Raw genomic sequence first — 25,749 nt, forward strand, 5'->3', positions numbered from 1 at the left:
TCTCCTCTCCGCTGTCTGGTTACCCCTAGGCCGTGGCGGCGACCGCGCCGAGCGCCTTGATGCGATCAGGACGGAATCCTGACCAGTGATCGTTGCCGGCAACCACGACCGGGGCCTGCAGGTAGCCGAGCGCCATGACGTAGTCACGCGCCTCGCTGTCGAGGCTGATGTCGACCGTCTCGTAGGCGACGCCCTGCTTGTCCAGCGCCTTGTACGTGGCGTTGCACTGCACGCATGCGGGCTTGGTGTACACGGTGATCGATGAGTGCGACATTCGGTACGGCTCCTCTACAACAGGCACTGTGCTGGGACTGGCTACTACTCGGGTACTACATCCCCACTGAATTTCAGCGGCCCGGAGGCCCTCAAAATTCCTGCGGTCCGAGGCCGCGGTCCGTGGGGTCTGAGAGCCGACACCGGCGGATTTCTGGCCTCCGGCCGACCCGTGGAGATTTGGAAACTGTGGGGGTCTGTCGGTGTTCGAAACACTACACCTAGTGTCCGACAATCCGAACAGATACCAGATGTTCTGAATAACAATTTTGAAATTCCCTGGTCGTAAGCATTCGGCGGCGATCTTCTCCGGCGTGTCGCACGTCACATCTTGGGTGTGTCGCGCCTGAGCCCTAGATCTACCACCGGCCACCGACAGGTCAGCCGCCGTCAACTGTCACAGTGACGTAACAGCAAATGCGCCGGAACGGTCACGGAAGACGTCCGGCGTCGTCGGCGTAACGCCGGCCGCGAAGGATCCCCTCGATGTTGCGCTCGGCAAGCGCGGTGATTGACATGAACGGATTGCAGCCGATGTAACCCGGGATCAGCGACGCATCGTTCACGTAGAGGTTGTCGTAGCCCCTGACGCGCCCGAAGGCGTCGGTGGCCCGCCCCCGCACCACCCCGCCCAGCGGATGCACCGTGTGGGGTGCGAAGACCTTCCCGTCGAAGATGTCATCGCGGTACTCGACGCCGTTGGCGCCGACGATCCGGTCGAACACGGTCCGGGCCCTGGCCACCTGATGCTCGGTGTGCCCTTCCGGCCAGTCGATGGTGATCGAATCGGTGGCGGGGTCATACATGATGTCCGCACGGTCGTCGGTCTTGACCATCGCGTAGTAGCCGAGCGCGTGAGTCTCAACCGGAAGCGGGATCGAGAAGACGCTGGCATACACCGGGTTGTCCGGGTCGTTGCGGCCGTCGATGTTGATCATGCCCATCAGCGACTGCTCGGTGCCCGTCGGATCGCTGGTCATGTGCGACACCATGACGTCCCCATTGTTGCCGTAGCCACGGCCTATCTCGTCACTGAGATCCGGAAGCGCTCCGGTGTCCCGCGCCCGCATCAGAATATGCGACGTGCCGAGCACCCCGGCGCTCAAAAACAGTCGATCGCAACCTAATTCCTCGCGGGCGACTTCGGTCCCCCACCGGTCGATCTCGCGGATGGATACCACGTACTCGCCGGAGGGTTCACGGCGGATGCCGGTGACTTCGGTGAGGGCACGTAGTTTCACGTAGCCGGTCCCCAGGGCCGCGGCGATGTATGTTTGGTCGACGCTGCCGAACCGCCCGAAGTTGTTGCCGTACTGCTGTTCGAAGTCCAGTGCGGAGCGCGGAACCTGCCCCGCCTCTTCCTGTTTCATGTACTCGAACGAATACGCGCTGGCGCTGTAGTCGACGCCGTAACCCGCGGCCTGGGCGTATTGACGGCCCACCCGCGCGTATTGAAAGTAGGGTGTCCGTTCGAACCAGTCCATGTCGCGGCGGTTGATGCGAAGCATCTCCGCGGCGCGCCCGACGTAGGTGCCGAGGAACTCGTCGGCGGTGATGTCAGGGAAGGCGGCGCGAACCTGATCCGCGGTGGGGACGGCGGCGATCGCCGCGTTGATCATCGATCCGCCACCGACCGCGACGCCGCGAAACACGCTGTGCGCGCCGTGCACTGACTTGTCACAGATGCCGGCTTGGACGGGTTGTGCCGACGGGTTGTTCTTGGCCACGTCTTCGACAGAGACACCCATGTACGACGGCACCAGGCTCGGCGGGACGTCGGAGAACCACGCCGCACGCGTATCGGCGGGCAACATGCGGGTGAAACGTCTGCCGTCTTCGTCCGGTGTGTCCCAGTGTCTTCCCTTCTCCAAAATCAATGTTTGAATCCCGGCCTGTCCAAGCCGCAGCGCGGACACCCCGCCGCCGTAACCACTGCCGACCACGATCGCGGGGTAATGACTTCGCGAGCTCTTCGCTGCCGGCGGAATCCTGAATTCGAGGAAACCGGCGCCGAGGGCGGCACCCGCGACCATCCCTGCCGAGGCTCCAAGAAAGCGCCTGCGTGAGACCGTCGGCTCAGCGCGCCGATGTTGCGCACCGGACGCTCGCTGGACCGCCAACTTGTCGGTCCTTTGCGATTCTAGCGAATTTTCCATTATTTTCTACAGACGTCAATTCCAGGTGAGTTGCCCATGCTGTCAGTAAGGATCAAGAAGTCGACTTTGTCGCGAACGCAACAGTCCGGGCAGTTCCAGTCGTCCGGAACTGCATCCCATGGGGTGCCCGGGGGGAAGCCTTCACGCGGATTAGCTGTGCTTTCACAGTATCGATAGCCACATTCGGGGCATTGCGCCATCATCACGAGCGCTCTCCTTCATCCACCTGAGCCGATCGTCTCCCGATGCCACATCGCATGGATTTCCGCTACGAGTTGAATATATTAGCCCTCTTTTGTAGTTTGCGATAGCAGATCTAGCAATGAATAGGAGTCATGGAGTCGACATCGAGAGCCGAGCATCGCGGGCGTACTGAGCCCGGACACGACGTCGCCACGAACAAGGGTTGGCGGGACCGCAAGCGTTACCTCTGGCTGCTAGCGCCGATCGTGCCGTCGCTTGTCGCCGAATCGTGGTTTCTGGTGCAGGTGACCAGTGTGGATCTGTTCTGGTGGTTCGGTCCGATCCTGACGTTCCTCGTCGTGCCGGTGCTCGACCATCTGGTCGGCGCCGATGCCGAGAACCCGCCCGACAGCGCGTTGGCCTGGCTGGAGAACGACCGCTTCTATCGCTGGGTCACCATGCTCTTCCTTCCCGGGCAATATCTTTCGCTGCTCTTCGCATGCTGGATATGGGCCGGCGGCGGCTGGGTCCACATGTCATGGGTCGGCAAGCTCGGACTGATGTTCACGGTAGGCATCGTCGGCGGGATCGCGATCAGCACCGCGCACGAACTCGGCCACCGGCGGGCAGGACTGGAGCGCAGGCTGAGCAAACTCGCACTCGCTCAGTCTGGCTACGGGCATTTCTTCGTCGAGCACAACCGCGGTCACCACGCCAGGGTCGCCACGCCCGAGGATCCCGCAAGTTCACGGCTCGGCGAATCGCTGTACGCGTTCATCGGCCGGTCGCTGACCGGCGGTGTGCGATCCGCATGGCGACTCGAGCGAGCACGATTCGCGCGGATCGGGACGACTCACTGGAGTCTGCGCAACGACGTTCTCAACGCCTGGCTGCTCACGCTGGTGTTGTTCGTGATTCTGGTCGTCTGGTTCGGAGTCGTTGTGCTGCCATGGCTTATCGGCCAGGCGATCGTCGGCTTCTGCATGCTCGAAGCCGTCAACTATCTCGAGCACTATGGGCTGAGGCGACAAAAGCTCGCCGACGGGCGCTACGAACGCGTACGCGCGTGGCACAGCTGGAACAGCAACACGATCGTCGCCAACGTGTGTCTGTTCCACCTCCAGCGGCACTCCGACCATCACGCCCATCCGGTGCGCCGCTATCAGACGCTGCGCCATGCCGAGGAGGCGCCGCAGCTTCCGTCGGGCTACGCCACGATGATGCTGATCGCGCTGATCCCGCCGTTATGGCGCCGCATCATGGACTGGCGCGTCATTCAGCACTACGGCGGCCAGCTACACCTGGCGGCGTTGAGTCCGCGCTACGCAAAACAAGGCAGACGCGCGGCCTACCGCGACGCGAGCCCGCCGCTGTGATGTCAGCCGACTTCGGCGGCCAGCTTGCCCACGATGTCGCGCAATTGTTCGGCAACCTCGGAGTTCTCCCGGGGATGCTTGCCGTCGAATGCCGTCGATCGCACTGACAGAGTCAGGTCCTCGATGACGCGCGGTCCGGCAATGCCGAACGACTTGCGCGTTTCGTCGTGGGCCCACACCCCGCCGTATTGGCCGAGCGCGGCGCCCACGACCGCCAGCGGCTTACCTTTGAGCGCGCCGTTACCGAACGGCCGCGACAACCAGTCGATCGCGTTCTTCAGCACGCCCGGAATGCTGCCGTTGTATTCGGGTGTGACGACCAGAGCGGCGTCAGCGTCGGCGGCGGCCTGCCGTAACGCGACTACCGGTTCGGCGACATCGGCGTTGTCGATGTCCTCGTTGTAGAACGGCAACTCCCCCAGCCGGTCAAAAGTCTCCAGCCGCACACCGGCTGGAGCCGATTCGATGGCGAGTTCGGCGAGCTGCCGATTGACAGACGCCGCACGCAGGCTACCTACCAGTACGAGCACCTTGATGTCCGACATGTTCAAAACCCTTTCGATCGCGGTATGGATCCTCGCATCGTGAAACCGGACCTTGGTCCGAATTCATCCCTCTGAATTAAGGTGGTGACATGCCCCCGCACGCGCTGCCGATCTCCGACGAGGCGCCGCAAGAGCGGGGCGACGCCGCTCGTAATCGCACGTTACTGCTGGAAGCCGCGCGCCGGCTCATCGCCGAACGCGGCACCGAGGCGGTCACCACCGACGACATCGCCACCGCCGCAGGTGTGGGCAAGGGCACACTGTTCCGCCGCTTCGGCAGCCGCGCGGGTCTGATGATCGTCCTGCTCGACGAGGACGAGAAGGTCCAGCAGCAGGCCTTTCTGTTCGGGCCGCCTCCGCTTGGCCCCGGTGCGCCGCCGCTGGAACGGCTGATCGCGTTCGGCCGCGCCAGGCTGAAGTTCGTCAGAGCCCATCAGGCGCTGCTGTCGGACGCCAACAGGGACCCGCAGATGCGCTTCAGCGCCCCGGCCACGCTCCATCAACGGCACATCACGGTGCTGCTTGAAGAGGCGGACACCACCGGGGACCTTGACTCTCAGGCCACTGCCCTGCTCGCGCTGCTGGACGCCGACTACGTGCACCACCAGCTCACCGAGGGTGGTCAGACACTGAGGCGTCTTGGTGACGCGTGGGAGACCTTGGCGCGCAAGGTCTGCGGCACCTGACCCCGATGAGTCCCCGCTGGGTTCTGCACGTCGACCTCGATCAGTTCCAGGCCGCGGTCGAGGTCCGACGGAACCCTGAGCTCGCCGGACTGCCGGTCATCGTCGGCGGCAACGGTGATCCGAACGAGCCCAGGAAGGTCGTCACCTGCGCGTCGTATCCGGCGCGGGCGTTTGGCGTGCACGCCGGGATGCCGCTTCGCACCGCGGCGCGCAAGTGCCCCGACGCGACGTTCCTGCCGTTGGACACCGACGCCTATGACGAGGCCTCCGAAGAGGTGATGGGCTTGCTGCGCGACTTCGGCCATCCTGTCGAGGTGTGGGGTTGGGACGAGGCGTACGTCGGCGCCGATGAGTCGACCGATCCGTTTCAATTCGCCGAGCAGATTCGTGAGGTCGTGGCCGCGGGCACGGGGTTGTCGTGTTCGGTCGGCATCAGCGACAACAAGCAGCGCGCCAAGGTCGCGACCGGTTTCGGCAAGCCGGCGGGGATCTTCTCGCTGACGGAGGACAACTGGATGGCGGTGATGGGCGACCGAGAGGTCGACGCGCTCTGGGGGGTCGGTCCCAAGACAGCGAAAAGGCTTGCGGGTATGGGTATCACCACAGTTGCAGACCTGGCCGTCACCGACGCGCAACTGTTGACGTCGACCTTCGGTCCGACGACCGGGCTCTGGATTCTGTTGCTGGCCAAGGGTGGCGGTGACACCGAGGTCAGTGCGCAACCGTGGGTGCCGCGCTCGCGCAGCCACGTGATCACTTTCCCCGAGGACCTGACCGACCCTGCTGAGATCGATTCGGCAGTGGTGAAACTCGCGATGACGACACTCGCCGAAATCATCGACCAGGGCCGGGTCGCCACCCGGGTGGCGGTGACGGTGCGCACCAAGACGTTCTTCACCCGCACCAAGATTCGCAAGCTGGCGTCGGCGGGCAACGACGAACAGACGATTGTCGCCACCGCGCTGGATCTGCTGCACCAGTTCGAACTGGACCGCCCGATCCGCCTGCTCGGTGTGCGACTGGAACTCGCCGCGCCCGCCGGCGGGTACTGACCCGTCACACCCCGGCAATACGCTGCCCCCATGCTGAATACGATCGCGATCCGCGGGTACCGGTCGTTGCGTGATGTGGTGCTGCCGCTGGCCGGGCTGACGGTCATCACCGGCGCCAACGGTACGGGCAAATCGTCGTTGTATCGGTCGCTTCGGCTGCTCGCGGACTGTGGCCGCGGCGAGGTGATCGGCTCATTGGCGGCCGAGGGTGGCCTGGAGTCGGTGCTGTGGGCGGGTCCGGAACAACTCGGCGGCGCCAAGCGCACCGGACGGGTCGAGGGCACGGCGCGAACCCGACCCGTCTCGCTCGAGCTGGGATTCGCGTCCGACGACTTCGGCTATCTGGTGGACCTCGGGCTGCCGCAGATGGCGGGTCATCGCTCGTTGTTCGCCCGCGACCCCGAGATCAAGCGCGAGGCAGTGTTCGTCGGACCCGTGATGCGGCCCGGTTCGACGCTGGTGCGCCGCACCCGCGAATACGCCGAGGCGAGTTCGGAATCGGGCCGCGGCTTCGACAAGCTCACCCAAGCGCTTCCGGCATACCGCAGCGTCCTCGCCGAGTACGCCCATCCCGGCGCACATCCGGAGCTCGCCGCGGTACGCGACCGGCTGCGCAATTGGCGGTTCTACGACGGCTTCCGGGTGGACGCGACGGCGCCGTCGCGGCTACGGCAGGTGGGTACCCGGACACCGGTGCTCGCCGATGACGGCAGCGATCTGGCGGCTGCTATCCAGACGATCATCGAAGGGGGCTTCGACGATCTGCATCGCGCCGTCGCCGAAGCGTTCGACGGCGCCACCGTGTCGGTCGCCGTGCACGACGGGCTGTTTGACCTTCAACTGCAGCAGCAGGGCATGCTGCGTCCACTGCGCGCCGCTGAATTATCCGACGGCACACTGCGTTTCCTGCTGTGGGCCGCCGCGCTGCTGAGCCCCCAACCACCCTCACTCATGGTCCTCAACGAACCGGAGACGTCGCTGCACCCCGACCTGGTCGGCCCGCTCGCGTCAATGATCCGCGCAGCGGCGGACGCCACGCAGGTCATCGTCGTCACGCATTCGACGGCGCTACTGGACCACCTGGGCGCAGTCGGGAATGCCGACTCCGGCGGCGACGCGATCCAGCTCGAGTTGCGCAAGGATCTCGGCGAGACATGTGTCGACGGCCTGACCATGCTCACGGCCCCGAGGTGGGATTGGGGTAAGCGCTAGCGGGATTTGGCCGGCCGCAGCGCACGGGTGAAGAGCACGTTCACCTGACGCATGGCGACGCTGTACGGCCACCACATGGTTCGCTTGAACATGTAGAGCGCCCGGATGTCCGGAGACGTGTAGACGAGGAACCGGTTGCGCCGAACGCCGCGCAGGATGCGGTCCGCGACATGTTCCGGTGACACCGCGTGGCCACTGAAGCGGTCGGTCCAGCGTTGGACGCTGGGATCCTCGCGGTCCACGCCCGCGATGTGAATCGTCTGCACCAGCGGCGTTTTCACCGCGCCCGGTACCACGACAGATACGCCGATGCGGTGCCGCGCCAGGTCGAATCGCAGCACCTCGGAGAGGCCACGCAGGCCGTACTTGCTCGCGCTGTAGGCGGCGTGCCACGGCAACGCGACCAGACCAGCGGCCGACGACACGTTCACCAGATGGCCACCCCGGCCCGCGGCGACCATCGGCGGGACAAACGACTCGATGATGTGGATCGGACCCATCAGGTTGATGTCGATCATCGACTTCCAGTGCTGGTGTGAAAGCGTGGAGACGGTGCCCCACGCCGACACACCCGCGATGTTCATCACCACATCCATCGCCAGGTGCTCGGCGTGGACGTCGGCGGCGAATTTGTCGACGGCGTCGTAGTCGGAGATATCGAAAGCACGGTAGGCGCCGACCACGCCACCTAGGGCACGGGCGTCGGCCACGGTCTGCTCCAGACCTTCGGCGTCGCGGTCGGTGAGATAAAGGTGGGCCCCTTCGGCGGCCAGCTTCAGCGCGGTCGCGCGGCCGATGCCGCTGGCGGCTCCGGTGAGCAGACAACGCTTACCGGCGAAATCGCTTCCCCGAGACACGCTAGCCGCCATGCCGCTGACCCTACCTAGGCTGAGTGACCGCTGCCCCAGAAGGCGGACAGCCATAGCCGCTCGACGATATCTACGGCGCGCGCGGGTTCCTCATTCCGACCGACGAAGGCACTGTCATGCATCAGCGTGAAGGAGGTCACCGCCGCCAGCGTCCGAACCAGGGCGGGCAGGTCGGCAGAGATCGGGCGCGCGTCGGGGTCGTTCTCGAGCAGAGTGATCAGTTTGGCGATGACGCCGTCGTAAAAGTCGTCCATGATCTCGCGGATCTCCGCGTCGGTGTTGCGCGCCGCCGCGCATGCCGTCATCACCGGATCCTCGTTGGCGTACACGGCAGCCGCGCTACCGACCATCCGCTTCGCGAAGGCCGCAGGCGCCTCGCCGGGCTCACGCGGCGCGAAATGATGCGTGAGGTCGTCGAGCAGATCGCCAGCGTCCTTCATGATGGTCGCGAGCACCGCGTACTTCGAGTCGAAGTAGAAGTAGAAACCTGATCGGGCGACGCCGGCGCGTTCACTGATGGTGCTGACGGACAGATCTGCGAACGAGCGCTCGTGGAGCAGATCGCGCACCGCGGTGACGATGGCGTCACGTTGCCGGTCACCCCTGCTGCGGCGTACTTCGGGGCCGACGGACTCAGCGGTCATGGCAGTAGACCTTCGCATCGCGCCACGCCAGATCCAAACTTGACATGCGTCAAGTCTGCCATTCAGGATAAGGATAGGAGTGACAACGGCCACAGTCATCTTTTGCTTGAGGAGCCCAGATGCCGACGACCATCAGCACGAAGGACTACCTGCTGGATAAGGCGAAGCGGCGGTTGACCCCGTCGATCACCAATTTCCCGGGTATGAGTGTGGTCGAGAAGCAGCTGCTCAAGACCGACTTTCCACAGAAGACGATGACGAACCCGCCCCCGGGCAGCGACCTCAAGGGAGTCGCCGGCGACGCCGGCCTGCCGATCGTCGGCCACATGATCGAGATGTTCCGCGGCGGACCCGACTACCTGCTGCACATCTACCGCAAGTACGGCCCTCTCTACTACGCCGACTCGCCCGTCCTGCCCGCCGTCACGGCGCTGGGCCCCGATGCCGCGCAGGCCATCTACTCCAACCGAAACAAGGACTTCAACCAGCAGGGCTGGGTCCCGGTGATCGGCCCCTTCTTCCACCGCGGCCTGATGCTTCTCGACTTCGAGGAGCACATGTTCCACCGGCGGATCATGCAGGAGGCGTTCGTCCGGAGCCGGTTGGTCGGCTATCAGGAGCAGGTCGACAAGGTGGTCTCGCAGGTCATCGCGAACGACTGGGTGACCGACGACCCGCGATTCCTGATGTATCCGGCGATGAAGGAGCTCACGCTCGACATCGCCTCGATGGTGTTCATGGGTCACGAGCCAGGCACCGACCACGAACTCGTCACCAAGGTCAACAACGCGTTCACCACCACCACGCGCGCGGGCAACGCGATCATCCGCAAGCCGGTGCCGCCCTTCACGTGGTGGCGCGGGATGCAGGCCCGCAAGCTCCTGGAGGAGTATTTCCAGGAACGCGTGCGGGAACGGCGCGGAAAGGACGGATCGGATCTGCTGACGGTGCTGTGTCAGACCGAGGACGAGGACGGCAACAAGTTCTCCGACGACGACATTGTCAACCACATGATCTTCTTGATGATGGCCGCGCACGACACGTCGACGTCGACGGCCACCACGATGATCTACCATTTGGCGAAACACCCTGAGTGGCAAGACCGTTGCCGCGACGAGTCCGACCGTCTCGGCGACGGACCGCTCGACATCGACTCGCTGGAGAAGCTGGAATCCCTCGATCTGGTGATGAACGAGTCCATCCGTCTGGTCACCCCGGTGCAGTGGGCGATGCGTCAAACAGTGCGCGACACCGAACTGTTGGGCTACTACCTGCCCAAGGGCACGAACGTCATCGCCTACCCCGGGATGAACCATCGACTCGAGGAGTTCTACCCCGAGCCGATGAAGTTCGACCCGTTGCGCTTCACCGAACCGCGAAACGAGCACAAGTCGCATCGGTACGCCTTCAGCCCCTTCGGCGGCGGCGCGCACAAGTGCATCGGCATGACATTCGGCCAGTTCGAGGTGAAGACAATCCTGCACCGGCTGCTGCGCAAGTACCGGCTGGAGCTCCCGCACAAGGGCTACACGACCGAATGGGATTACGGCGGCATGCCGGTGCCCAAGGACGGTATGCACATCGTGCTGCGTCCGCTGCACTGACCGTGGCCGACAATCAGCGTTCCGTGGCCGACCGCGTGGTTGCGGCATTGGCCATCGGGCGAATCGCCGCCGGCGTGCTGGCGTGGCTCAGCCCGAGCTTCACCGCACGGGTTTTCGGGATGGATGCGGACGGCGGCCAGTCGCATTACGCGTGGCGCTTGTTCGGAGTGCGCGACATCGTCATCGGCATCGGCACGCTCCTGTCGTCGGGGGCGCAGCAACGAGCGTTCGTGACCGCCGGGTTGGCGTGCGATGTGGGCGACGGCGCCGCCGGTGCCGTCGCGATGAACCGCGGCGACTTCGCGCGCTCGGCGGCCGGCGCCCCCGTCACCGTGCCCGTTCTCGCGGTCGCGCTCGGCGCATGGGCGCTGCGCGGTATCGCGCGCTAGGACTCCTTCGTCGCGAAATGGAATTCCAGCAGCGAAAGTCCGAGTAGAGGCCTGCTGGAATGTCCCCTACTTGGTGTGGGCCCAATTTCGCCGGAACTAGGAGGCCAACAGCCGGTTGGCGCATGCGATCACCGCACGCAACGCCGATTGCGTCGGGTCGTCGGCAAGTCCCACCGCCCACTCGGAATGCCCTCCGCCGGAACCGCGGATGAACGTCGCGGTGTTGTCGCCCGCCGGCAGTTGGTGGAAGGCGGTCATCTCGACCGCGATCCCGCGCTCGTAGAGCATCTCGGTCAGCGCGGCGACCGGTCCGCACGCCCTGGCCGACGACGTGCTGATGCGATCTCCGACGGCCAGCGTCGCCTGGTAGGTGCGCGCCTGCGGACCCAACCGGGTGGCGGGCCGATCACTATCGGTGCATTCCCACTGGCCCAATCGCAATGGTCCTGTCGTGGGCGCGTATTGATCGAGGAACGTTTCGAAAGCCATCGCATCGGCCTCCTGGCGCAGACCGCGGGGCAGAGGTCCGTCCACGTGGCTCGCGAACGGTGCTGGGCCCGGTATGGGAGCTGCGCTGATTGCGGGTTCGAATGTCATGTGCCGGTCTTCTCAGTTCAAAGGAAGTGACCGACGAAGTAGCGACGACCCACAGCGAGGGGTCGGTCAGGATCAGACCCCGCTGCGGGTTGCTACTACGAGTCGCCTCGGCACGTTGGCGACTCTAGACGCCCCGGCAGGCGGGTGCAAACACATTTCAGCCGGCAAAGCGAGGTCCCGGCCCCAAGGGGCAGCTCGGAACGGTCCGCGAAGTAACGTGAGCGCGCAATGACGTGGTGGGATGCGGCCTTTCTCGCCGCAGCGGGTGTGCTCGGCGGCCTCACCGGCAGCATCGCGGGCTTGGCTTCCGTAGCCACATATCCCGCGCTGTTGCTCGTGGGCCTGCCACCGGTGACGGCCAACGTGACCAACACGGTGGCCGTGGTGTTCAACGGCATCGGGTCGGTGTGGGGCTCGCGTCCTGAACTCGAGGGGCAGGGGCCGTGGCTCAAACGCATCGCCCCGGTCGCGGCGCTGGGTGGACTGGGCGGCGCCGTTCTGCTGTTGTCGCTCCCCGCCGAGGGCTTCGAGAAGGTGGTTCCCCTTCTCCTCGCATTCGCTTCGGTGGCCATCCTCATCCCGGCCCGCCAGCGCAAGGATGCGACGGTGGCGAGTCATCGAAGACACACGGTGACGTTGGTACTCGAATCGGCTGCGATCTTCGTAATTTGCATCTATGGCGGCTATTTCGGTGCGGCCGCGGGTGTTCTCCTGCTCGCGATACTGCTCCGGGCGGGCGGGGCGACGCTCGCGCACGCCAATGCGGGCAAGAACGTCATCCTCGGCATCGCCAACATCGTCGCGGCGGTCATCTTCGTCTTCGTCGCACCGGTGCAGTGGTCGGCGGTCGTTCCCCTCGGGCTGGGCTGCCTCGTGGGATCACGGCTGGGTCCCGTCGTCGTGCGTCACGCCCCTGCCAAGCCGATACGGCTGACGATCGGTGCGGCGGGACTGGCGCTGGCCGTCAAACTCGGGTATGACGCCTTCGGCTAGTTCAGGTCAAACGGGTTGTCGCCCTTGACGACCCGGGTACCGATATCGATCAGGTTCTGGGCATTGGCATGCAGTGCCTCGCCTGCGTCGCGGCTCGCCTTGCCCATCAGGTAGCGCGACCAGGTGCCCTCGATGACCACGCCGAGCTTGAAACACGCCATCGCCATGTACCAATCGAGTCTCGGCGTCTCACGTCCGCCGGCTTCCCAGTAGGCCTCGAGAAGTTCACGCCGGGTGGCCAGGCCCCCGAGTGCGCCCAGGGCGCCCCCCGCGGTGATCGTGCTGGTGTCCAGCGGCCAGGTGATCAGCATCCAGCCGAGATCGAGCAGCGGGTCACCGACGGTGCACATCTCCCAGTCCACGAACGCTGCCAGCTCCGGTTTGTCGCGCCGCAGCAGGACATTGCTCATATGCGGGTCGCCGTGCATGATTCCCGGCTCGCTCTCCGGCGGGACGTTGGCAAGAAGCCAGTCGGCAAGGTCGGTGACTGCAAGCGATTCGGGCTCGTAGCGCTCGTGCCGATAGCTTTCCAACAGCCGCAGAAACTGCGGAACCTGGCGCTCCACAAAGGACCCTGGCCGTTTCAGCTCGGCGAGCGGCTTACCCTCCCAAGCGGCATTCCCCAGCCGTGCCAAACTCGCCGCATAGGAGAGGCCGACATCGTGTCGGAAAGACTGGTCGCGAACGTACGCCTCGGCCACCTCGCTGCCGGGGTTGAAGCCGTCGATCTCCTCCATCAAATAGAAGACGACCCCGAGCACGCCGAGGTCTTCGCAGCCGGCGATGAAACCTGGATGCGGGACGTCGCTACCCGCGAGCGTGCGCAGCGCTGCGATCTCGCGCAGCATCGTCTTGTCGCTCGTCGGCCGCGGATGAAGGGGCGGGCGGCGCAGCACCATTGGGCGACCGTCGATATGCACCCGCACCACGATGTTCTGGGTGCCGCCGGTGAGCGGCTGCACATCGCTCACCGTCGAGCCGAGCCCCTGCTGTCGCGCCCAGCGCTGCAGCGCAGCCTGGTCGTCGTCGCTCAGTGTCGGCAGCTGCTGCGCGTCATCGGGCATGAAGACATGTTGTCAGGTCTTACGCGCCGTCAGCAGCAGGTACTCCCATTCCATCGTCGCCGAGCCGGTCAGAACGCTGTCGCCGACATGCGCGATCGCCGCGTCGAGTTCGGCGACGCGAGCCGCATCGCCCTCGATGTTGCGGTACACCGCGATGGTCGGCCCGTAGAGATTCTTGAAGTAGTCGCGGAACTGCGCGCCGTCGGCGAATGCGTCGACCGTCAGCATCCGTCGCTCCATGACGACATCGGTCACGCCGTCGCCCAGCAGCGCGCGGACGTGGTCCTCATCTCCCCACAGCGGCGGCGGTAGAGCACCGGTCGGTGGGGGCGGCGCGTATGGCTTCATCGTGGCCCACAGCTGCCCGATATGGCCTTCAGGTGTCCAGCTGATCAGCCCGATCCTGCCACCGGGTTTGCACACGCGGAGCAGCTCCCCCGCGGCGAGCTGATGAAACGGCGCGAACATCACGCCGATACACGACATCACCACATCGAATTCGTTGTCCCCGAAGGGCAATTCATGGGCGTTGGCCTCACGCCATTCCAGCTCGACGCCTCGCTCGGCGGCCAGTCGCCCGCCGTGCTCCAACAGATCCGGGACCAGGTCGCTGGCCACGACCGTCGCGCCTGTTTCGGCAGCAGGTATCGACGCGTTCCCCGTACCGGCGGCCACGTCCAAGACTCGATCCCCCGGGCCGATGCCGGTAGCTTCCACCAAAACGGGGCCGAGCGGAGTGACGAGTTCGACGGCGAGTTTGGGATAGTTGCCGGACGCCCACATCGCGCGATGTTTGGCAGCGACCTGCTGTACGTCGAGAGTAGCCGTGGGATCTGTCATGACGCGGTCCTCCTTGTCGAGTGCAAACATCGACCGGTGCCGAAATTGACGTTGTGGTAACAGATCTGGCCGGCGCCGGTTCCGTATGCACCACTCACTCAACGCCCTGAGGAGCGCGAATATCCGGTAATGGACAAGAATGTTGCGCGATTGTCCGCCGTACGGCGGATTCCGTGAAGCTGTTGCTATGCCTGATAGGTCAGGCACGACTCGGCGCCGTCGATCACGCCCTTACGGAACGCCTCCACCCTGGCCCAGCCTGCACCCTGGCGTTCGACGTCACCGTCACCGCGAAACACCAGTAGCGCCTTGATACCTTCGTCGAGATCGCCGGGTGAGATGCGGTACGTACTGGTCTCGGGACGGTTGTAGAGGATCACGCTCGCCGTATAGCCACCTGCCAGGCAATCTCCGCGCAATGTCGACGTCTTCTCGTCGGAATCGTCACCGAGCCTGGTCAACGCCGCCAGACCCCACTGGGTGGCGAGCAGCGTGACCACCGCATAGTCGCCGCCCTGCTGGTAGACCTCGGGCATCGCGTCGACGTTGTCCCAGCCGACGTAATCCTCTGGGACGCAATAGAACAACGCGTATCCCTCGGCTGACTGGTCGGCACACATCGGCGGGTTGGCGGGATCGAACGGCTCGATGCGCGCCAGCGGACGCCACTCCTCGCCGTTGGCGATCTCCGGATACAGCTGCGTGAAGTAATCCTCGATGTCGTACGGCACCCCGTTGATGATCGAGTCGTACGGAGAGTCGCCGCCGCGCGAGGCGTCCGCTTCATCGTTGAACGGCAGTGCGAGCACCATCGGTTCGTCGTCGCGGTAGTCCTTGCAACTGTCCAGCCCGTTGTCATAGCCGTCCTGGAAAGCGCTGACCCGATCGAACCCGCTGCCGTGCGCGTTGGGGTCGATCTTCGATGTGCCAGGCGTGTCTCGCAGGTCGAGAACACCGGCAAGCGCGCTGTCCAGGTCGGCGGCGTTGACCTCGAACACCTTGTCTTCCTGCGCGTGTCGTGACCAAGCACCTGCGAAGCAGTCGGCCTGCAGCTCCTGTGTGACGGTGCGGCCGGTGAAGTTCGACCGCGTCTGAACCGCATGGCCCCATTCGTGGGCCATCACGACCGCGATGGTGAAAGGCCCGAACTTGTCCTGCATTTCGGGGAGCAGCTGTTGGGCGTCCCACGCTACGACGTCCTCGGTCGAGCAGTAGAACGCGTTTCCCGCGACCTCCTCGGGTGACGTGGTGCACGGCGGAGCGGGGCTGTCCGCGGTGACGGCATAGTAGCCACCGGAGATCTGCTCGAACTCCTTGTCGTAGAGCTTCGGGAACTGCTCGGCCCAGTACTGCTCCAGATCCGCGATGGCCTGCATTGCGATTTTGTTCACCGGCGCCGAGGCGTCACCGTCGATCTTGACGTCGCTGATGTCGGGCGCACCGCCCGCGGTCTTCTGAGCCTGCGACGACGGCTCCGATTTGCTACCTCCGCCGCAGCCGGCCACGAGCAATACAACAGCCGCCAACGCGGCCACACCAATGCGCATGGGCAAACATTAGCGGTCAAGATCAAAATGTGGGCAGCAAGTGGGTGTTCAGTCGAGAATACGTCGCGCCACGTTGGTCGTCGCCAAGTCGAGCAACTCGTCGGCCCGGCCGGCGAGAATCGTCCGGATCGCGTAAAGCGAGAAGCCTTTTGCCTGCTCAACTGTAATCGCGGGTGGAATCGACAGCTCCTGCCGTGCAGTCACCACATCGATGATGGCGGGTCCGTCGAATTCAAATGCCTCGACCAAGGCGGCCTCCAGACCGGACGGCGCTTCGACGCGCCGGCCGAAGATTCCCATCGCCTCAGCAATGGCGGCAAAGTCAGGGTTCACCAGATCGGTTCCGAAGTTGACGATGCCCGCGGCCTTCATCTCCAGTTCGACGAAATTCAACGAGGAGTTGTTGAACACGATCACCTTGACTGGCAGCCGATTCTGGATCAGCGTGAGCAACTCACCGAACATCATCGTCAGCCCGCCGTCGCCGGCCAGCGCCACGACTTGCCGGTCGCGGTAAGCGGTTTGCGCACCGATTGCCAGTGGCAGCGCGCACGCCATGGTGCCGTGGTTGAACGAGCCGATGAGCCGGCGACGGCCGTTCATCGTGAGGTACCGAGCGGCCCATACCACCGGCGAACCCACGTCGGCGGTGAACACCGCGTCGTCGGTTGCCAGCCGATTGGCAAGTCCGGCAACGTATTCAGGTCGAATGGGGGTGCGATCGCGATCGTTGACCGCAAGGTCGTCCATCCGCTTACGGGTCTTGGAGTAATGGCGCAGCGACCGGTCCAGGTGCTCGCGCCGGCTCTTCTGGCTGAGCATCGGCTGCAGCGCGGCGAGGGTGTCTTTGACCGAGCCCACCAGCCCAAGCTCGATCGGGGTGCGGCGGCCGAGGTTGCGGCCGCGTATGTCGACCTGGACGACCTTGGCGTTGTCGGGATAGAACTGCTGATACGGGAAGTCGGTGCCCAGCATCAACAGCGCGTCGCATTCGTTGATCGCCTTGTAGCCCGACGCGAAGCCGAGTAGTCCCGTCATGCCGACGTCGTAGGGGTTTTCGTACTCGATGAATTCCTTGCCGCGCAGCGCATGCACGATCGGCGCATTGAGCGTCGCCGCCGCGGCGATCAGGACGTCGTGTGAACCGGCGACGCCGGCGCCGCCCAGAATCGTCACCGCCTCGGCGTCGTTGAGGATGGTGGCCGCCCGCTGCAGCGACTCGTCGTCGGGGCGCACCACCGACCGTGTCGCAACGACCGGCCGCGCGTTCCACCCGGAGGAGCCGGCGCGCTGCAGGAAGATCTCGCCGGGGACTACGACGACGGCAACGCCGTTCTCCTCGACGGCCGCGCGCATCGCCATCTCGAGGATGCGCGGCGCCATCTCGGGGGTGCTGACGAGTTCGCAGTAGACGCTGCACTCGCGGAACAGCTCCTGCGGGTGCGTCTCCTGGAAGTATTCCGATCCGATTTCGGTGCGTGGGATGTGCGCGGCGATCGCGAGCACGGGAACGCGGCTGCGGTGCGCGTCGAACAAACCGTTGATCAGATGCAGGTTGCCGGGGCCGCAGCTGCCCGCGCAAACGGCCAGGCCGCCGGAGAGCGCCGCATCCGCCGCGGCCGCGAATCCGGCGGTCTCCTCGTGACGGACGTGCTCCCAACTGATTTCGCCGGAGCGGCGGATCGCGTCGGTGAAGCCGTTGAGGCTGTCGCCGGGCAGGCCGTAGACGCGGCGTACGCCGCTGATCCGCAGGGCCTCGATGACGTGATCAGCAACAGTCGCCACCCCGCCACACTATGCGATTTCGGTGCGCTAACAGTCGCTCAGCGGTGATTAGCGCACCGAAATCACCGAATTACTTGGGGGCGAAACGCTGGCCGGCGTCCAGGCGCAGGCACTGCCCGTTGAGCATCGGGTTCTCGACGATCGCGGCCACCAGCTTCGCGTACTCCTCCGGCTTGCCCAACCGCTTCGGGAACGCCGCATCCTTGGTGAGCGCCTTGGCGAACTCGTCGGGAATGCCTTCGGTCAGGCCGGTGGCGAACAGGCTCGGGGCGATCGCGAGGGCACGGATGCCCAGGCTGCCCATGTCGCGAGCCATGGTGAGGCACATACCGGCGATCGCGGCCTTGGACGCGGTGTAGGCGACCTGTCCGATCTGGCCCTCGAAGGCAGCGATCGACGCGGTGTTGATGATGACGCCGCGCTCCTCCTGTTCGTCGTCGACGAGGTCCTGCTTGCTCATCTGCCAGCCGGCCAGCCGGCTGATGTTGAAGGTGCCGATGAGGTTGAGGTCGACGCACTTGCGAAAGGACTCCAGGCTATGCGGCCCGTCCTTTTTCACGGTGCGTTCTGCGACGCCACCGCCGGCGGTCGTGACGATGATGTGCAGGCCGCCCAGCTGGTCGATGGCCTGCTGCAGGACCTTCTCGGTGCCCTCGAAGTCGGTGACGTCGACCTCATAGAAGGTGCCACCGATCTCGTCAGCGACTTCCTTGCCCTTCGATTGCGGGCGGTCCAGCACTGCCACGCTCGCGCCGCGCTTGGCCAGCAACTCAGCGGTGGCCTTACCGAAGCCCGAAGCCCCGCCGACGATGATGGCCTTCTTGCCCGAGATCTCCATTTAGTTCCCTTTCCAAAATGAGGTCAGACTGTAAAGCAACTTAGCTGACGTCACTTTTCGTTAAGGCTTTCGGGTCGGTGCGTGGGTAGCTTGGCCTCATGACGGAGCGCGGCGCCAAGGCGATGGCGGGCGTGGCGGCGGCCGCGGTCGCCCTCGGCCTGACCCAACTGCTCGTCGTATTCTTCGGGCCTGAAGCCGACGCGCGCACCGCCGTCGGATCAGCCGTCATCGATCTCACGCCTGGCCCGGTCAAGGAATGGGCCATCCAGACGTTCGGCACGGCCGACAAACTGTTCCTGTCGATCGCGGTGATCGCCGTCATCGTGGCGATCGCGGCGGTGACGGCGCAATACGAGACGCGCCGCGTTCCCATAGGCAGCGCCGCAATCGTCGCCGCCGGGGTCGCGGGTTGTGCGGCCGTGCTGTCGCGTGCGGGGGCGGGCTGGGCCGACATCGTCCCGACGATCATCGGCACCGTCTGCGGTGTCGCCGTGCTTCGGCTGCTGACGTCCGGCCGGTTTGTCGACGAACCGGAAGGCGATCCCGCGACGGACTCCCCCGATCGCGGCCGACGGCTGTCGCTCGTCACGCTCGGATTCCTCGGGGTGGGAGCGCTCACCGGGGTCGGGGGTGCTGTGCTGTCGCGGCTGACGACGTCCGTCGCGGGCGACCGCAACGCCTTCGCACTCCCGAAGATCGACGTCGCCGCACCGGAAGTCCCGCCGACCGTGCAGCCGGAAGGTGTCGCGCTGCCGTCCTTCGTCACCGCCAACGAGGACTTCTACCGGATCGATACCGCGCTGTCGGTGCCGCAGCTGAGTCGGGCCGACTGGCAATTGAGGATCCACGGCATGGTCGACCGCGAAATCACCTACCGCTTCGAGGATCTCGAACGGTTCGAGGTCGTCGAGAAGCTGGTGACGCTGACGTGTGTGTCCAACCCCGTCGGAGGAGACCTCATCGGTAACGCGGCATGGACCGGCTATCGAATACGGGACCTGTTGGCGGAGGCCGGTATTCACTCCGACGCGGACATGGTGCTGTCGATGTCGATCGACGGGTTCACCGCGGGCACCCCCGTGGAAGCACTAACCGACGACCGTGATTCGCTGCTCGCCGTCGGCATGAACGGTCAGCCGCTGCCCACCGAACACGGCTACCCCGCGCGCCTCGTCGTACCCGGCCTCTACGGCTATGTGTCGGCCACCAAGTGGGTCGTCGACCTCGAACTCACCCGGTTCGACCGCGCACAGGGGTACTGGACACCGCTTGGCTGGTCCGCGCGCGGACCGATCAAGACACAGTCGCGCATCGACGTGCCGCGCAGCGGCCAGGACGTGGCACAGGGGGCGGTGAGGTTCGGCGGGGTGGCGTGGGCTCAGGACCGCGGTGTGCGCGACGTCGAGGTGCGCATCGATGAGGGCGACTGGGAGCAAACCGAGCTCGGCGCGAGCTACGCCAACGACACATGGCGGCTGTGGAGCTTTCCGTGGCAGGCCACAGAGCCGGGCCTGCACACGATCTCCGTCCGCGCGACCGACAACACCGGTGCCGTCCAGACGGCCGACCTGGCCGACCCGATTCCCGACGGCGCCACCGGCTGGCACACCGTCTCCTTCGCGGTCAAATAATGAGCTGCGGTCGCGGCCTCGGACGCCTAGTTTGGCGCGCCGTGACTGCTGCACAGGTCTGGAGAGAATCCCTGCGCGATGCGCTGCTCGCCGCCCGCAAGGAGCGCGCCGCCCCCCGGGTGTCCGCGCTGCGCTCGGCCTTGAGTGCCATCGACAACGCGGAAACTCCCGACGCCGTGGACATCGACGCACCGGAGAGTGGAGCCATCGCCGGCGGGGTGGTCGGGCTCGGTGCTGCCGAGGTGGCGCGCCGGGAGTTGTCCGACGACGAGATTCGCGATCTGCTGCGGGCCGAGGCCGACGAGCGGCTGGCCGCGGCCGGGCAGGTGAGCAGCGGCGGGCACACCGAACGCGCCGCCGCCCTACGCGCAGAAGCCGCGGTGCTCACCGGCCTACTCGGAGATGTCTGACACCCGTGCCAGGCTGGAATCGTGCTGCTTCGTGACGTCGTCACCGCCTCCGCCGAAGTCGGCGCCTCTTCGGCCCGTCTGAAGAAGATCGCCAGGATCGCCGACCTGCTGCGCCGTGCTGGCGACGAGGGCGATGCCGGGCTGGTCGCGGTGGTCGTGTCGTGGTTGTCCGGCGAACTGCCGCAGCGCCAGATCGGCGTCGGCTGGGCGGCGCTTCGATCGTTGCCACCAGCGGCGGCCGAGGCGTCGCTGACCGTCCTTGATGTCGATGCCCGGTTCAGCGAGATCGGGACGGTCGCAGGCAAGGGCTCCCAGGCGCGGCGCGCCGAGTTGGTCGCGGGACTGTTCGGTCAGGCCACCGGCGCCGAGCAGACATTTCTGCGCCGCCTGCTCGGCGGTGAACTCCGCCAGGGAGCCCTGGTGGGAGTGATGGCCGACGCGGTCGCTAAGGCGGCCGATGTTCCCGTCGCCGCGGTGCGCCGCGCGGCCATGCTCGGCGGCGATCTGCCCGCCGTCGCGGCCGCCGCGCTGACGGCGGGCGAGGTTGCGCTGCAGGAGTTCAGGCCAAAGGTCGGCCAGCCCGTCGGTCCGATGCTCGCCCAAACCGCCACCGGTGTCGCCGACGCTCTTGAACGCATTGGTGGCACAGCGGTTTTCGAGGCCAAGCTGGACGGCGCGCGGGTGCAGATTCACCGCGCGGGTGACGACGTCCGGATCTATACCCGCAGCCTCGACGACGTCACCGCACGGCTGCCCGAGGTGGTGGATGCGACGTTGGCGCTGTCGGTCACCGATCTGATCGCCGACGCCGAGGCGATTGCGCTGCGTCCCGACGGTCGTCCCCATCGGTTTCAGGTCACCGCGTCAAGGTTCGGGCGCTCGGTCGACATCGCGGCGGCCCGTACGGCACAACCCCTGTCGGTGTTCGTTTTCGATCTGCTGCACCTCGACGGCACCGACCTGCTGGATTTGCCGACCAGTGAACGCATCGCTGCGCTGGACGCAATCGTGCCGAAGGCCCAGCGCGTCGACCGGTTGATCACCGACGACGCCGAGCAGGCGCAGAATTTCCTCGACGTCACGCTGGCGGCGGGCCACGAAGGCGTCATGGCGAAATCGCTGTCGACGCCGTACGAGGCCGGCCGTCGCGGGGCGGGCTGGCTGAAGGTCAAGCCGGTGCACACGCTGGATCTGGTGGTCCTCGGAGTCGAGTGGGGGTCGGGCCGGCGCACCGGCAAGCTGTCGAACATCCATCTCGGTGCGAGGGACACCCAGACCGGCGAATTCGTCATGCTCGGAAAGACTTTCAAGGGTATGACGGACGCGATGCTGGCGTGGCAGACCGCCCGCTTCCTCGAACTCGCCGACGGCCCGACCGACGGCTATGTCGTCAAGGTGCGCCCCGAACAGGTCGTCGAAATCGCGCTGGACGGCGTGCAGACCTCGTCGCGGTATCCCGGCGGTATGGCACTGCGTTTCGCGCGGGTCCTGCGTTACCGCGACGACAAGAACCCCGCTGAGGCCGACACCATCGACACCGTTCGCGCCCTTTACCAGCGCGCCGACTGATCCGTCGAAGGTCCCATCACGCCGGATCCTTCCGAGACAGCAGCGAGCTAGCCGCTCGCGGCGGCGTGGTACTGCGGTAAGCCGCGTTCGCGGAAGCGACGTCCCGTGATCTTCTCGGTCCGAATGCGGATGAAGTGGTCGCGTCGACCTTGGACCCACGGCTGCACAAAGGTGCCCGCGATCTCGACCAGATCGTCGACGGCCGTGATCGGCTGCGCGTGCCCGACGACGGTCACGCTCCATCCGCTGCGCAGGTCTGGGTCCAACTCGTCGGCCTCGAAGGCGACGACGAGGTTATCGCTCGCGGCGGCCAGCTTGGCCCCGCCGGCGACACGAATCACCACGTCGTCGCGCCATATCCGGAAGTTGACCGGCTGAACTGCCGGCAGTGCGTCCTCAGTGAAGATGAGGCGTCCCACCCGAACATCCTGAAGGAGGTCCAGGCACTGTCTGCGGTTGAGGACGTCGAGTTCTTGGGTGTTCGGCATCGTGTTCAGCCCCCTTGTACGAGTGAGAGCGTCCCCACGGGTGTGGAGCGCCAGTGGCCGGCGCTGACGGCCGTCAAACGTTCGACCGCACGCTCGATGCCGCTCGCCAGCTCATCGACATCAGGTGCGGCGTCGTAGTCGCCGATGATGCCGAACGCGAGGTGGTCCGCGTAGCTCATGATCGCGATGCCCGTGCGCAGGTTCAGTGCCAGCGGCGGAATCGGCAGCAGGCGGATGACTTCTCGGCCCATGATGCGCAAGCGCTTTCGCGGTCCAGGCACGTTCGTCGCCAGTGTGACGACGCCGCGCTGAGGCAGCCGGGTCAAGGTCCGAACGGTCCACGCCGTGAGCGCGAAAGGGATTGCCTTCGCGGCGGAGACGAAGATGTTCCCGGCCTGGCGTTGGCCACTGGCCTTCGTCCGCGTGAGTCGTTCGTGCACGGTCTGCAGCTGCGCGACGGGATCGGCCTCCTCCACGGGTAGCCAGGGCAGCATGACCGAGACGCGGTTGTCCGCTTTGTCGGCCGCATCGGCAGCGCGCACCGAAACCGGAACGAGGGTTCGGAGCGAATCGGGCAGGGGGCGCTCGCCCCGACGGAGCAGCATCATGCGGTAACTGTCCGTAATCGCCGCCAGCGCAACATCGTTGATGGTCACGTCGAACCCATTGCAGATCTTTGTCACCTGTTCCATCGACACCTCGACCGAGGCGTAACGCCGCATGCTGCTCAGCGGTCCGGTCAGTGACGACGTCGCCGCGGGCCGCAGCAGACCGCCCGCGATCTCGGCCGCCCCGTGCAGGACGTGCGCCGCGGCGCTGGTGATGCCGACCGAGGTACGCCACGCCCCGGCGATCCAGTCGACCGGGTTGAGGGTGAGCGCGGGCAGCCGCAGACCACGTGTCGACTCGTGCGCGGCGCAGATTTCGGTCGCGAAGGTGTCACCGGCACCGTCGTCGCAGATTCGGGAAAGCATGTGCGTGGCAGCGATTCCGTCGGCGATGCAGTGGTGGACCTTGATCAGGATCGCCCACCGGTTGTGCGCCAAGCCGTCGACGATCCAGCATTCCCACAGCGGACGGTCGCGGTCGAGGCGCCGTTCCATGACCTCGGCCACCCAGCGGGACAGGGCTGCATCGTCTCCGGGACGGGGCAGCGCCGCCAGCCGGATGTGATGGGAGATGTCGAGGTCGGTGTCGTCGGCCCAGTGCGGAGCACCGAGGTCCAGGGGCTGGGTGTGCAGCACTTGGCCTAACCGCGGCAGCGAAAGCACGCGCTCACCGATGGTCGCGGTCAGCGCATCGAAGCTGGGCATCGGTCCGGCCAGGACGGCCACGGCACCGATCGCCAGGCTGACATGGCGGTCGGAGTCTTCGGCGTGGAGGAATCCCGCATCAAACGTGCTCAATTGCTCCATACGTCCACTGTCGGCTGTTCCGGACCGCAGCCGAAGGGGCCAAAGGTCCCTAGTCGACGGGCCGTCAGTCGGTGACGGCCGCAGATCCGAATCGGAAGCGGCGGCCGCTGATGTCGGTCGGCTCCACCCGCACGTATCGGGGTTTCATCCCGGCCGTCCACGGCAGCAATTGCGCCCGTTCGGCTTCCTCGATCTCGTCGCTGGAGTTGAGCACCTGCGCGATGCCCTTGACGATCACGCTCCAGCCTTCCGCCACGTTGTGGTCGTCGGCTTCGAATACCACGTGGGCGTTCATCACGACGGTGAACAGTTTGGTGGCGAAGTCCGCGGTGCGAAACAGGACGGTCCTGCGCTGGACTACGTAGTTGACGGGAAAGATCTCGGGGTGGCCGTCGACACACGTGACCAGGCGGCCCAACGACCGGCTCGACAACAGGTTCCAGCTCTCTTCTGCCGAAAGGACGTCCATCGGTTCATCGGCCATGAATGCAGTGTAGGGACCGCGTTCAGCTGGACAGCAGCAGAATTCCGCCCACGATCAACGCGATGACCTTCACCGCCTCCAATGCCACGTAGACGTAGTGGGCGCGGGAGCGTGGGGCATTCTCGCCGGCCAGCACCGCGTCGGAGCGGCGTGTCAATCGCGGTCGCACACCGGCAAGTTGAATAATCAGCGCGCCGAAAGCGATGGCAAACGCCACGACGATGCCGGTGCGTGGGTGGTTCAGCGCCAGCCCGACAGCGATACCGACGGCGATCAGCACTTCGGCACTGTTGAGCGCGCGGAAGACCAGCCGGCCGATGCCCAGTCCGATTTGCAGCGTGACGCCGGGTGCCCGGAACTTCAGCGGCGCCTCGAGAAACGAGATGGCCAGCACCATGCCGAGCCAGACGAACGTCAACGCGGTAGCGACCGCGGGACCCGTGCTCATGACGCCTCCTCATCGAGGGTGAGGTGAGCCAGACAGAGGCCCGGCTCGACGAAGGGTTCCAGGCGATCGACGGTGACGGGCGCGCGCCACGTCGCCATCGCACCCTGCATCAGACCGAGGTGAATCGGGCAGACGACGGACCGTGCTTCGTCGACCAGTTCGAGAAAGGGGCAATGACGGAGTCCGACTTCGACTTCGCCCTCGCTCTCCCGCCGCTGTGGGGCAAACCCGAGATCGTCGAGCAGGCTGACCAGCCGATTGACCGACGCCCGGACGCCAGGCCTGGTGCGGGGCGGATGGCTCAGCCTGCCAGCCCATGCGCGGCCCGCCTCGAGCGCCTTGGCGCTGGCGTTGGAGTCGCCCGCCAGCGCCAAGGTGAGGATTTCAGCCAACATTCGGTACCGCCGCGTCCCACCGGGATCCATCCCTGCGACCGCACGATACAACTGCGGCGGCCGGCCTTGGCCCTTGCGATCCGGTTCGACCCGCTCGGCCCTGCCGTCCGCGACCAGGGCCTCGAGGTGGAAGCGCACGGTATTCGGATGCACCTCAAGCTGTTCCGCGATGTTCGCAATCGTCATCGCGTCGGCCGCACCCCTCAGCGCCGCCAGCACGTCTTCGCGACGGCCGGATGGCTGTGACATGGAGCTC

The 25,749-nt window shown here is 65.7% G+C and carries 27 protein-coding genes; 10 read left to right on the plus strand and 17 right to left on the minus strand.

Going from position 1 to position 25,749, the window contains the following annotated elements:
• Positions 1-25: 25 nt before the first annotated feature.
• The 3 genes from BST47_RS13455 to BST47_RS13465 form a co-directional block, all read right to left on the minus strand.
• Positions 26-274 (minus strand): redoxin NrdH, encoded by a 249-nt coding sequence (locus tag BST47_RS13455; protein WP_083126019.1) that lies wholly within the window; start codon positions 272-274, stop codon positions 26-28.
• Between the two features lie 430 nt (positions 275-704).
• Positions 705-2,306 (minus strand): GMC oxidoreductase, encoded by a 1,602-nt coding sequence (locus BST47_RS13460; RefSeq protein ID WP_234809692.1) that lies wholly within the window; start codon positions 2,304-2,306, stop codon positions 705-707.
• Between the two features lie 122 nt (positions 2,307-2,428).
• Positions 2,429-2,632 carry a rubredoxin gene (locus BST47_RS13465; protein ID WP_083126021.1) on the minus strand — a complete coding sequence of 68 codons (204 nt, stop codon included), beginning with the start codon at positions 2,630-2,632 and terminating at the stop codon, positions 2,429-2,431.
• Positions 2,633-2,764: 132 nt separating this feature from the next.
• Here BST47_RS13465 and BST47_RS13470 point away from each other — a divergent pair, with 132 nt between their 5' ends.
• A complete protein-coding gene (locus BST47_RS13470) occupies positions 2,765-3,988 on the plus strand; it encodes an alkane 1-monooxygenase (protein WP_083126022.1) in 1,224 nt (407 codons plus the stop codon).
• Positions 3,989-3,990: 2 nt separating this feature from the next.
• Here the strand turns inward: BST47_RS13470 and BST47_RS13475 are convergent, their stop codons facing one another.
• Positions 3,991-4,533 carry an NADPH-dependent FMN reductase gene (locus BST47_RS13475; RefSeq protein WP_083126023.1) on the minus strand — a complete coding sequence of 181 codons (543 nt, stop codon included), beginning with the start codon at positions 4,531-4,533 and terminating at the stop codon, positions 3,991-3,993.
• Between the two features lie 89 nt (positions 4,534-4,622).
• Here BST47_RS13475 and BST47_RS13480 point away from each other — a divergent pair, with 89 nt between their 5' ends.
• Genes BST47_RS13480 through BST47_RS13490 form a run of 3 tightly spaced genes read left to right on the plus strand, consistent with a single transcriptional unit; the run spans position 4,623 to position 7,483 of the window.
• A complete protein-coding gene (locus BST47_RS13480) occupies positions 4,623-5,219 on the plus strand; it encodes a TetR/AcrR family transcriptional regulator (RefSeq protein WP_083126024.1) in 597 nt (198 codons plus the stop codon).
• Positions 5,220-5,224: 5 nt separating this feature from the next.
• Positions 5,225-6,271, plus strand: coding sequence for a DNA polymerase IV (locus tag BST47_RS13485; protein ID WP_083126171.1), 1,047 nt, complete (start codon positions 5,225-5,227; stop codon positions 6,269-6,271).
• Between the two features lie 30 nt (positions 6,272-6,301).
• A complete protein-coding gene (locus tag BST47_RS13490; protein ID WP_083126025.1) occupies positions 6,302-7,483 on the plus strand; it encodes an AAA family ATPase in 1,182 nt (393 codons plus the stop codon).
• On the opposite strand, the gene BST47_RS13495 is transcribed toward BST47_RS13490, so the two are convergent.
• Positions 7,480-8,352, minus strand: a complete 873-nt coding sequence (locus tag BST47_RS13495) for an SDR family oxidoreductase (protein ID WP_234809693.1) — start codon at positions 8,350-8,352, stop codon at positions 7,480-7,482. The two genes, BST47_RS13490 and BST47_RS13495, sit on opposite strands and share 4 nt — an antisense overlap.
• A gap of 14 nt (positions 8,353-8,366) precedes the next feature.
• Positions 8,367-8,996, minus strand: a complete 630-nt coding sequence (locus BST47_RS13500; protein ID WP_083126027.1) for a TetR/AcrR family transcriptional regulator — start codon at positions 8,994-8,996, stop codon at positions 8,367-8,369.
• A gap of 119 nt (positions 8,997-9,115) precedes the next feature.
• Here BST47_RS13500 and BST47_RS13505 point away from each other — a divergent pair, with 119 nt between their 5' ends.
• Both BST47_RS13505 and BST47_RS13510 read left to right on the plus strand, forming a co-directional pair.
• A complete protein-coding gene (locus BST47_RS13505; protein WP_083126028.1) occupies positions 9,116-10,600 on the plus strand; it encodes a cytochrome P450 in 1,485 nt (494 codons plus the stop codon).
• 23 nt (positions 10,601-10,623) lie between these two features.
• The gene (locus BST47_RS13510) at positions 10,624-10,989 is read left to right on the plus strand and encodes a DUF4267 domain-containing protein (protein ID WP_133056210.1); all 366 of its coding nucleotides are present in this window, start codon (positions 10,624-10,626) and stop codon (positions 10,987-10,989) included.
• A 96-nt stretch (positions 10,990-11,085) separates the two neighbouring features.
• On the opposite strand, the gene BST47_RS13515 is transcribed toward BST47_RS13510, so the two are convergent.
• Positions 11,086-11,586, minus strand: coding sequence for a 2-isopropylmalate synthase (locus BST47_RS13515; protein ID WP_207568600.1), 501 nt, complete (start codon positions 11,584-11,586; stop codon positions 11,086-11,088).
• A 228-nt stretch (positions 11,587-11,814) separates the two neighbouring features.
• Here BST47_RS13515 and BST47_RS13520 point away from each other — a divergent pair, with 228 nt between their 5' ends.
• Positions 11,815-12,579: a sulfite exporter TauE/SafE family protein gene (locus tag BST47_RS13520; RefSeq protein ID WP_083126030.1), complete on the plus strand. Its 765-nt coding sequence runs from the start codon at positions 11,815-11,817 to the stop codon at positions 12,577-12,579.
• On the opposite strand, the gene BST47_RS13525 is transcribed toward BST47_RS13520, so the two are convergent.
• From BST47_RS13525 to BST47_RS13545, 5 genes are all read right to left on the minus strand, one after another.
• Positions 12,576-13,643 carry a phosphotransferase family protein gene (locus BST47_RS13525; protein ID WP_083126031.1) on the minus strand — a complete coding sequence of 356 codons (1,068 nt, stop codon included), beginning with the start codon at positions 13,641-13,643 and terminating at the stop codon, positions 12,576-12,578. The genes BST47_RS13520 and BST47_RS13525 overlap by 4 nt on opposite strands.
• Positions 13,644-13,655: 12 nt before the next feature.
• Positions 13,656-14,483, minus strand: coding sequence for a class I SAM-dependent methyltransferase (locus BST47_RS13530; protein ID WP_083126173.1), 828 nt, complete (start codon positions 14,481-14,483; stop codon positions 13,656-13,658).
• 185 nt (positions 14,484-14,668) lie between these two features.
• Positions 14,669-16,030, minus strand: a complete 1,362-nt coding sequence (locus BST47_RS13535) for a neutral zinc metallopeptidase (RefSeq protein ID WP_083126032.1) — start codon at positions 16,028-16,030, stop codon at positions 14,669-14,671.
• Positions 16,031-16,078: 48 nt separating this feature from the next.
• Positions 16,079-17,815, minus strand: a complete 1,737-nt coding sequence (gene poxB / locus BST47_RS13540; protein WP_083126033.1) for a ubiquinone-dependent pyruvate dehydrogenase — start codon at positions 17,813-17,815, stop codon at positions 16,079-16,081.
• Positions 17,816-17,885: 70 nt separating this feature from the next.
• Entirely contained in the window at positions 17,886-18,653 is a 768-nt protein-coding gene (locus BST47_RS13545; RefSeq protein WP_083126034.1) for an SDR family NAD(P)-dependent oxidoreductase, read from the minus strand.
• Between the two features lie 98 nt (positions 18,654-18,751).
• Between BST47_RS13545 and BST47_RS13550 the strand changes: the two genes are divergently transcribed.
• From BST47_RS13550 to BST47_RS13560, 3 genes are read left to right on the plus strand one after another with little or no spacing between them, the layout of a single operon-like run.
• Positions 18,752-20,284, plus strand: coding sequence for a molybdopterin-dependent oxidoreductase (locus tag BST47_RS13550; RefSeq protein WP_083126035.1), 1,533 nt, complete (start codon positions 18,752-18,754; stop codon positions 20,282-20,284).
• 41 nt (positions 20,285-20,325) lie between these two features.
• Positions 20,326-20,694 carry a GatB/YqeY domain-containing protein gene (locus tag BST47_RS13555; protein WP_234809694.1) on the plus strand — a complete coding sequence of 123 codons (369 nt, stop codon included), beginning with the start codon at positions 20,326-20,328 and terminating at the stop codon, positions 20,692-20,694.
• A 21-nt stretch (positions 20,695-20,715) separates the two neighbouring features.
• Positions 20,716-22,263: an ATP-dependent DNA ligase gene (locus tag BST47_RS13560; RefSeq protein ID WP_083126037.1), complete on the plus strand. Its 1,548-nt coding sequence runs from the start codon at positions 20,716-20,718 to the stop codon at positions 22,261-22,263.
• A 47-nt stretch (positions 22,264-22,310) separates the two neighbouring features.
• Here the strand turns inward: BST47_RS13560 and BST47_RS13565 are convergent, their stop codons facing one another.
• The 5 genes from BST47_RS13565 to BST47_RS13585 all read right to left on the minus strand — a co-directional run bounded on the left by BST47_RS13565 (position 22,311) and on the right by BST47_RS13585 (position 25,742).
• Positions 22,311-22,751, minus strand: a complete 441-nt coding sequence (locus tag BST47_RS13565; RefSeq protein ID WP_083126038.1) for a pyridoxamine 5'-phosphate oxidase family protein — start codon at positions 22,749-22,751, stop codon at positions 22,311-22,313.
• Between the two features lie 5 nt (positions 22,752-22,756).
• Positions 22,757-24,166, minus strand: coding sequence for a WS/DGAT/MGAT family O-acyltransferase (locus BST47_RS13570; protein ID WP_083126039.1), 1,410 nt, complete (start codon positions 24,164-24,166; stop codon positions 22,757-22,759).
• 64 nt (positions 24,167-24,230) lie between these two features.
• Positions 24,231-24,650: a pyridoxamine 5'-phosphate oxidase family protein gene (locus tag BST47_RS13575; RefSeq protein ID WP_083126040.1), complete on the minus strand. Its 420-nt coding sequence runs from the start codon at positions 24,648-24,650 to the stop codon at positions 24,231-24,233.
• Positions 24,651-24,672: 22 nt separating this feature from the next.
• Positions 24,673-25,098: a hypothetical protein gene (locus tag BST47_RS13580; protein ID WP_083126041.1), complete on the minus strand. Its 426-nt coding sequence runs from the start codon at positions 25,096-25,098 to the stop codon at positions 24,673-24,675.
• Positions 25,095-25,742 (minus strand): helix-turn-helix transcriptional regulator, encoded by a 648-nt coding sequence (locus BST47_RS13585; protein WP_234809695.1) that lies wholly within the window; start codon positions 25,740-25,742, stop codon positions 25,095-25,097. The genes BST47_RS13580 and BST47_RS13585 overlap by 4 nt, the downstream gene beginning before the upstream one ends.
• Positions 25,743-25,749 lie beyond the last annotated feature (7 nt).

This window comes from Mycolicibacterium tusciae, from assembly GCF_002086795.1.
In the GTDB taxonomy this organism is placed as follows: domain Bacteria; phylum Actinomycetota; class Actinomycetes; order Mycobacteriales; family Mycobacteriaceae; genus Mycobacterium; species Mycobacterium tusciae.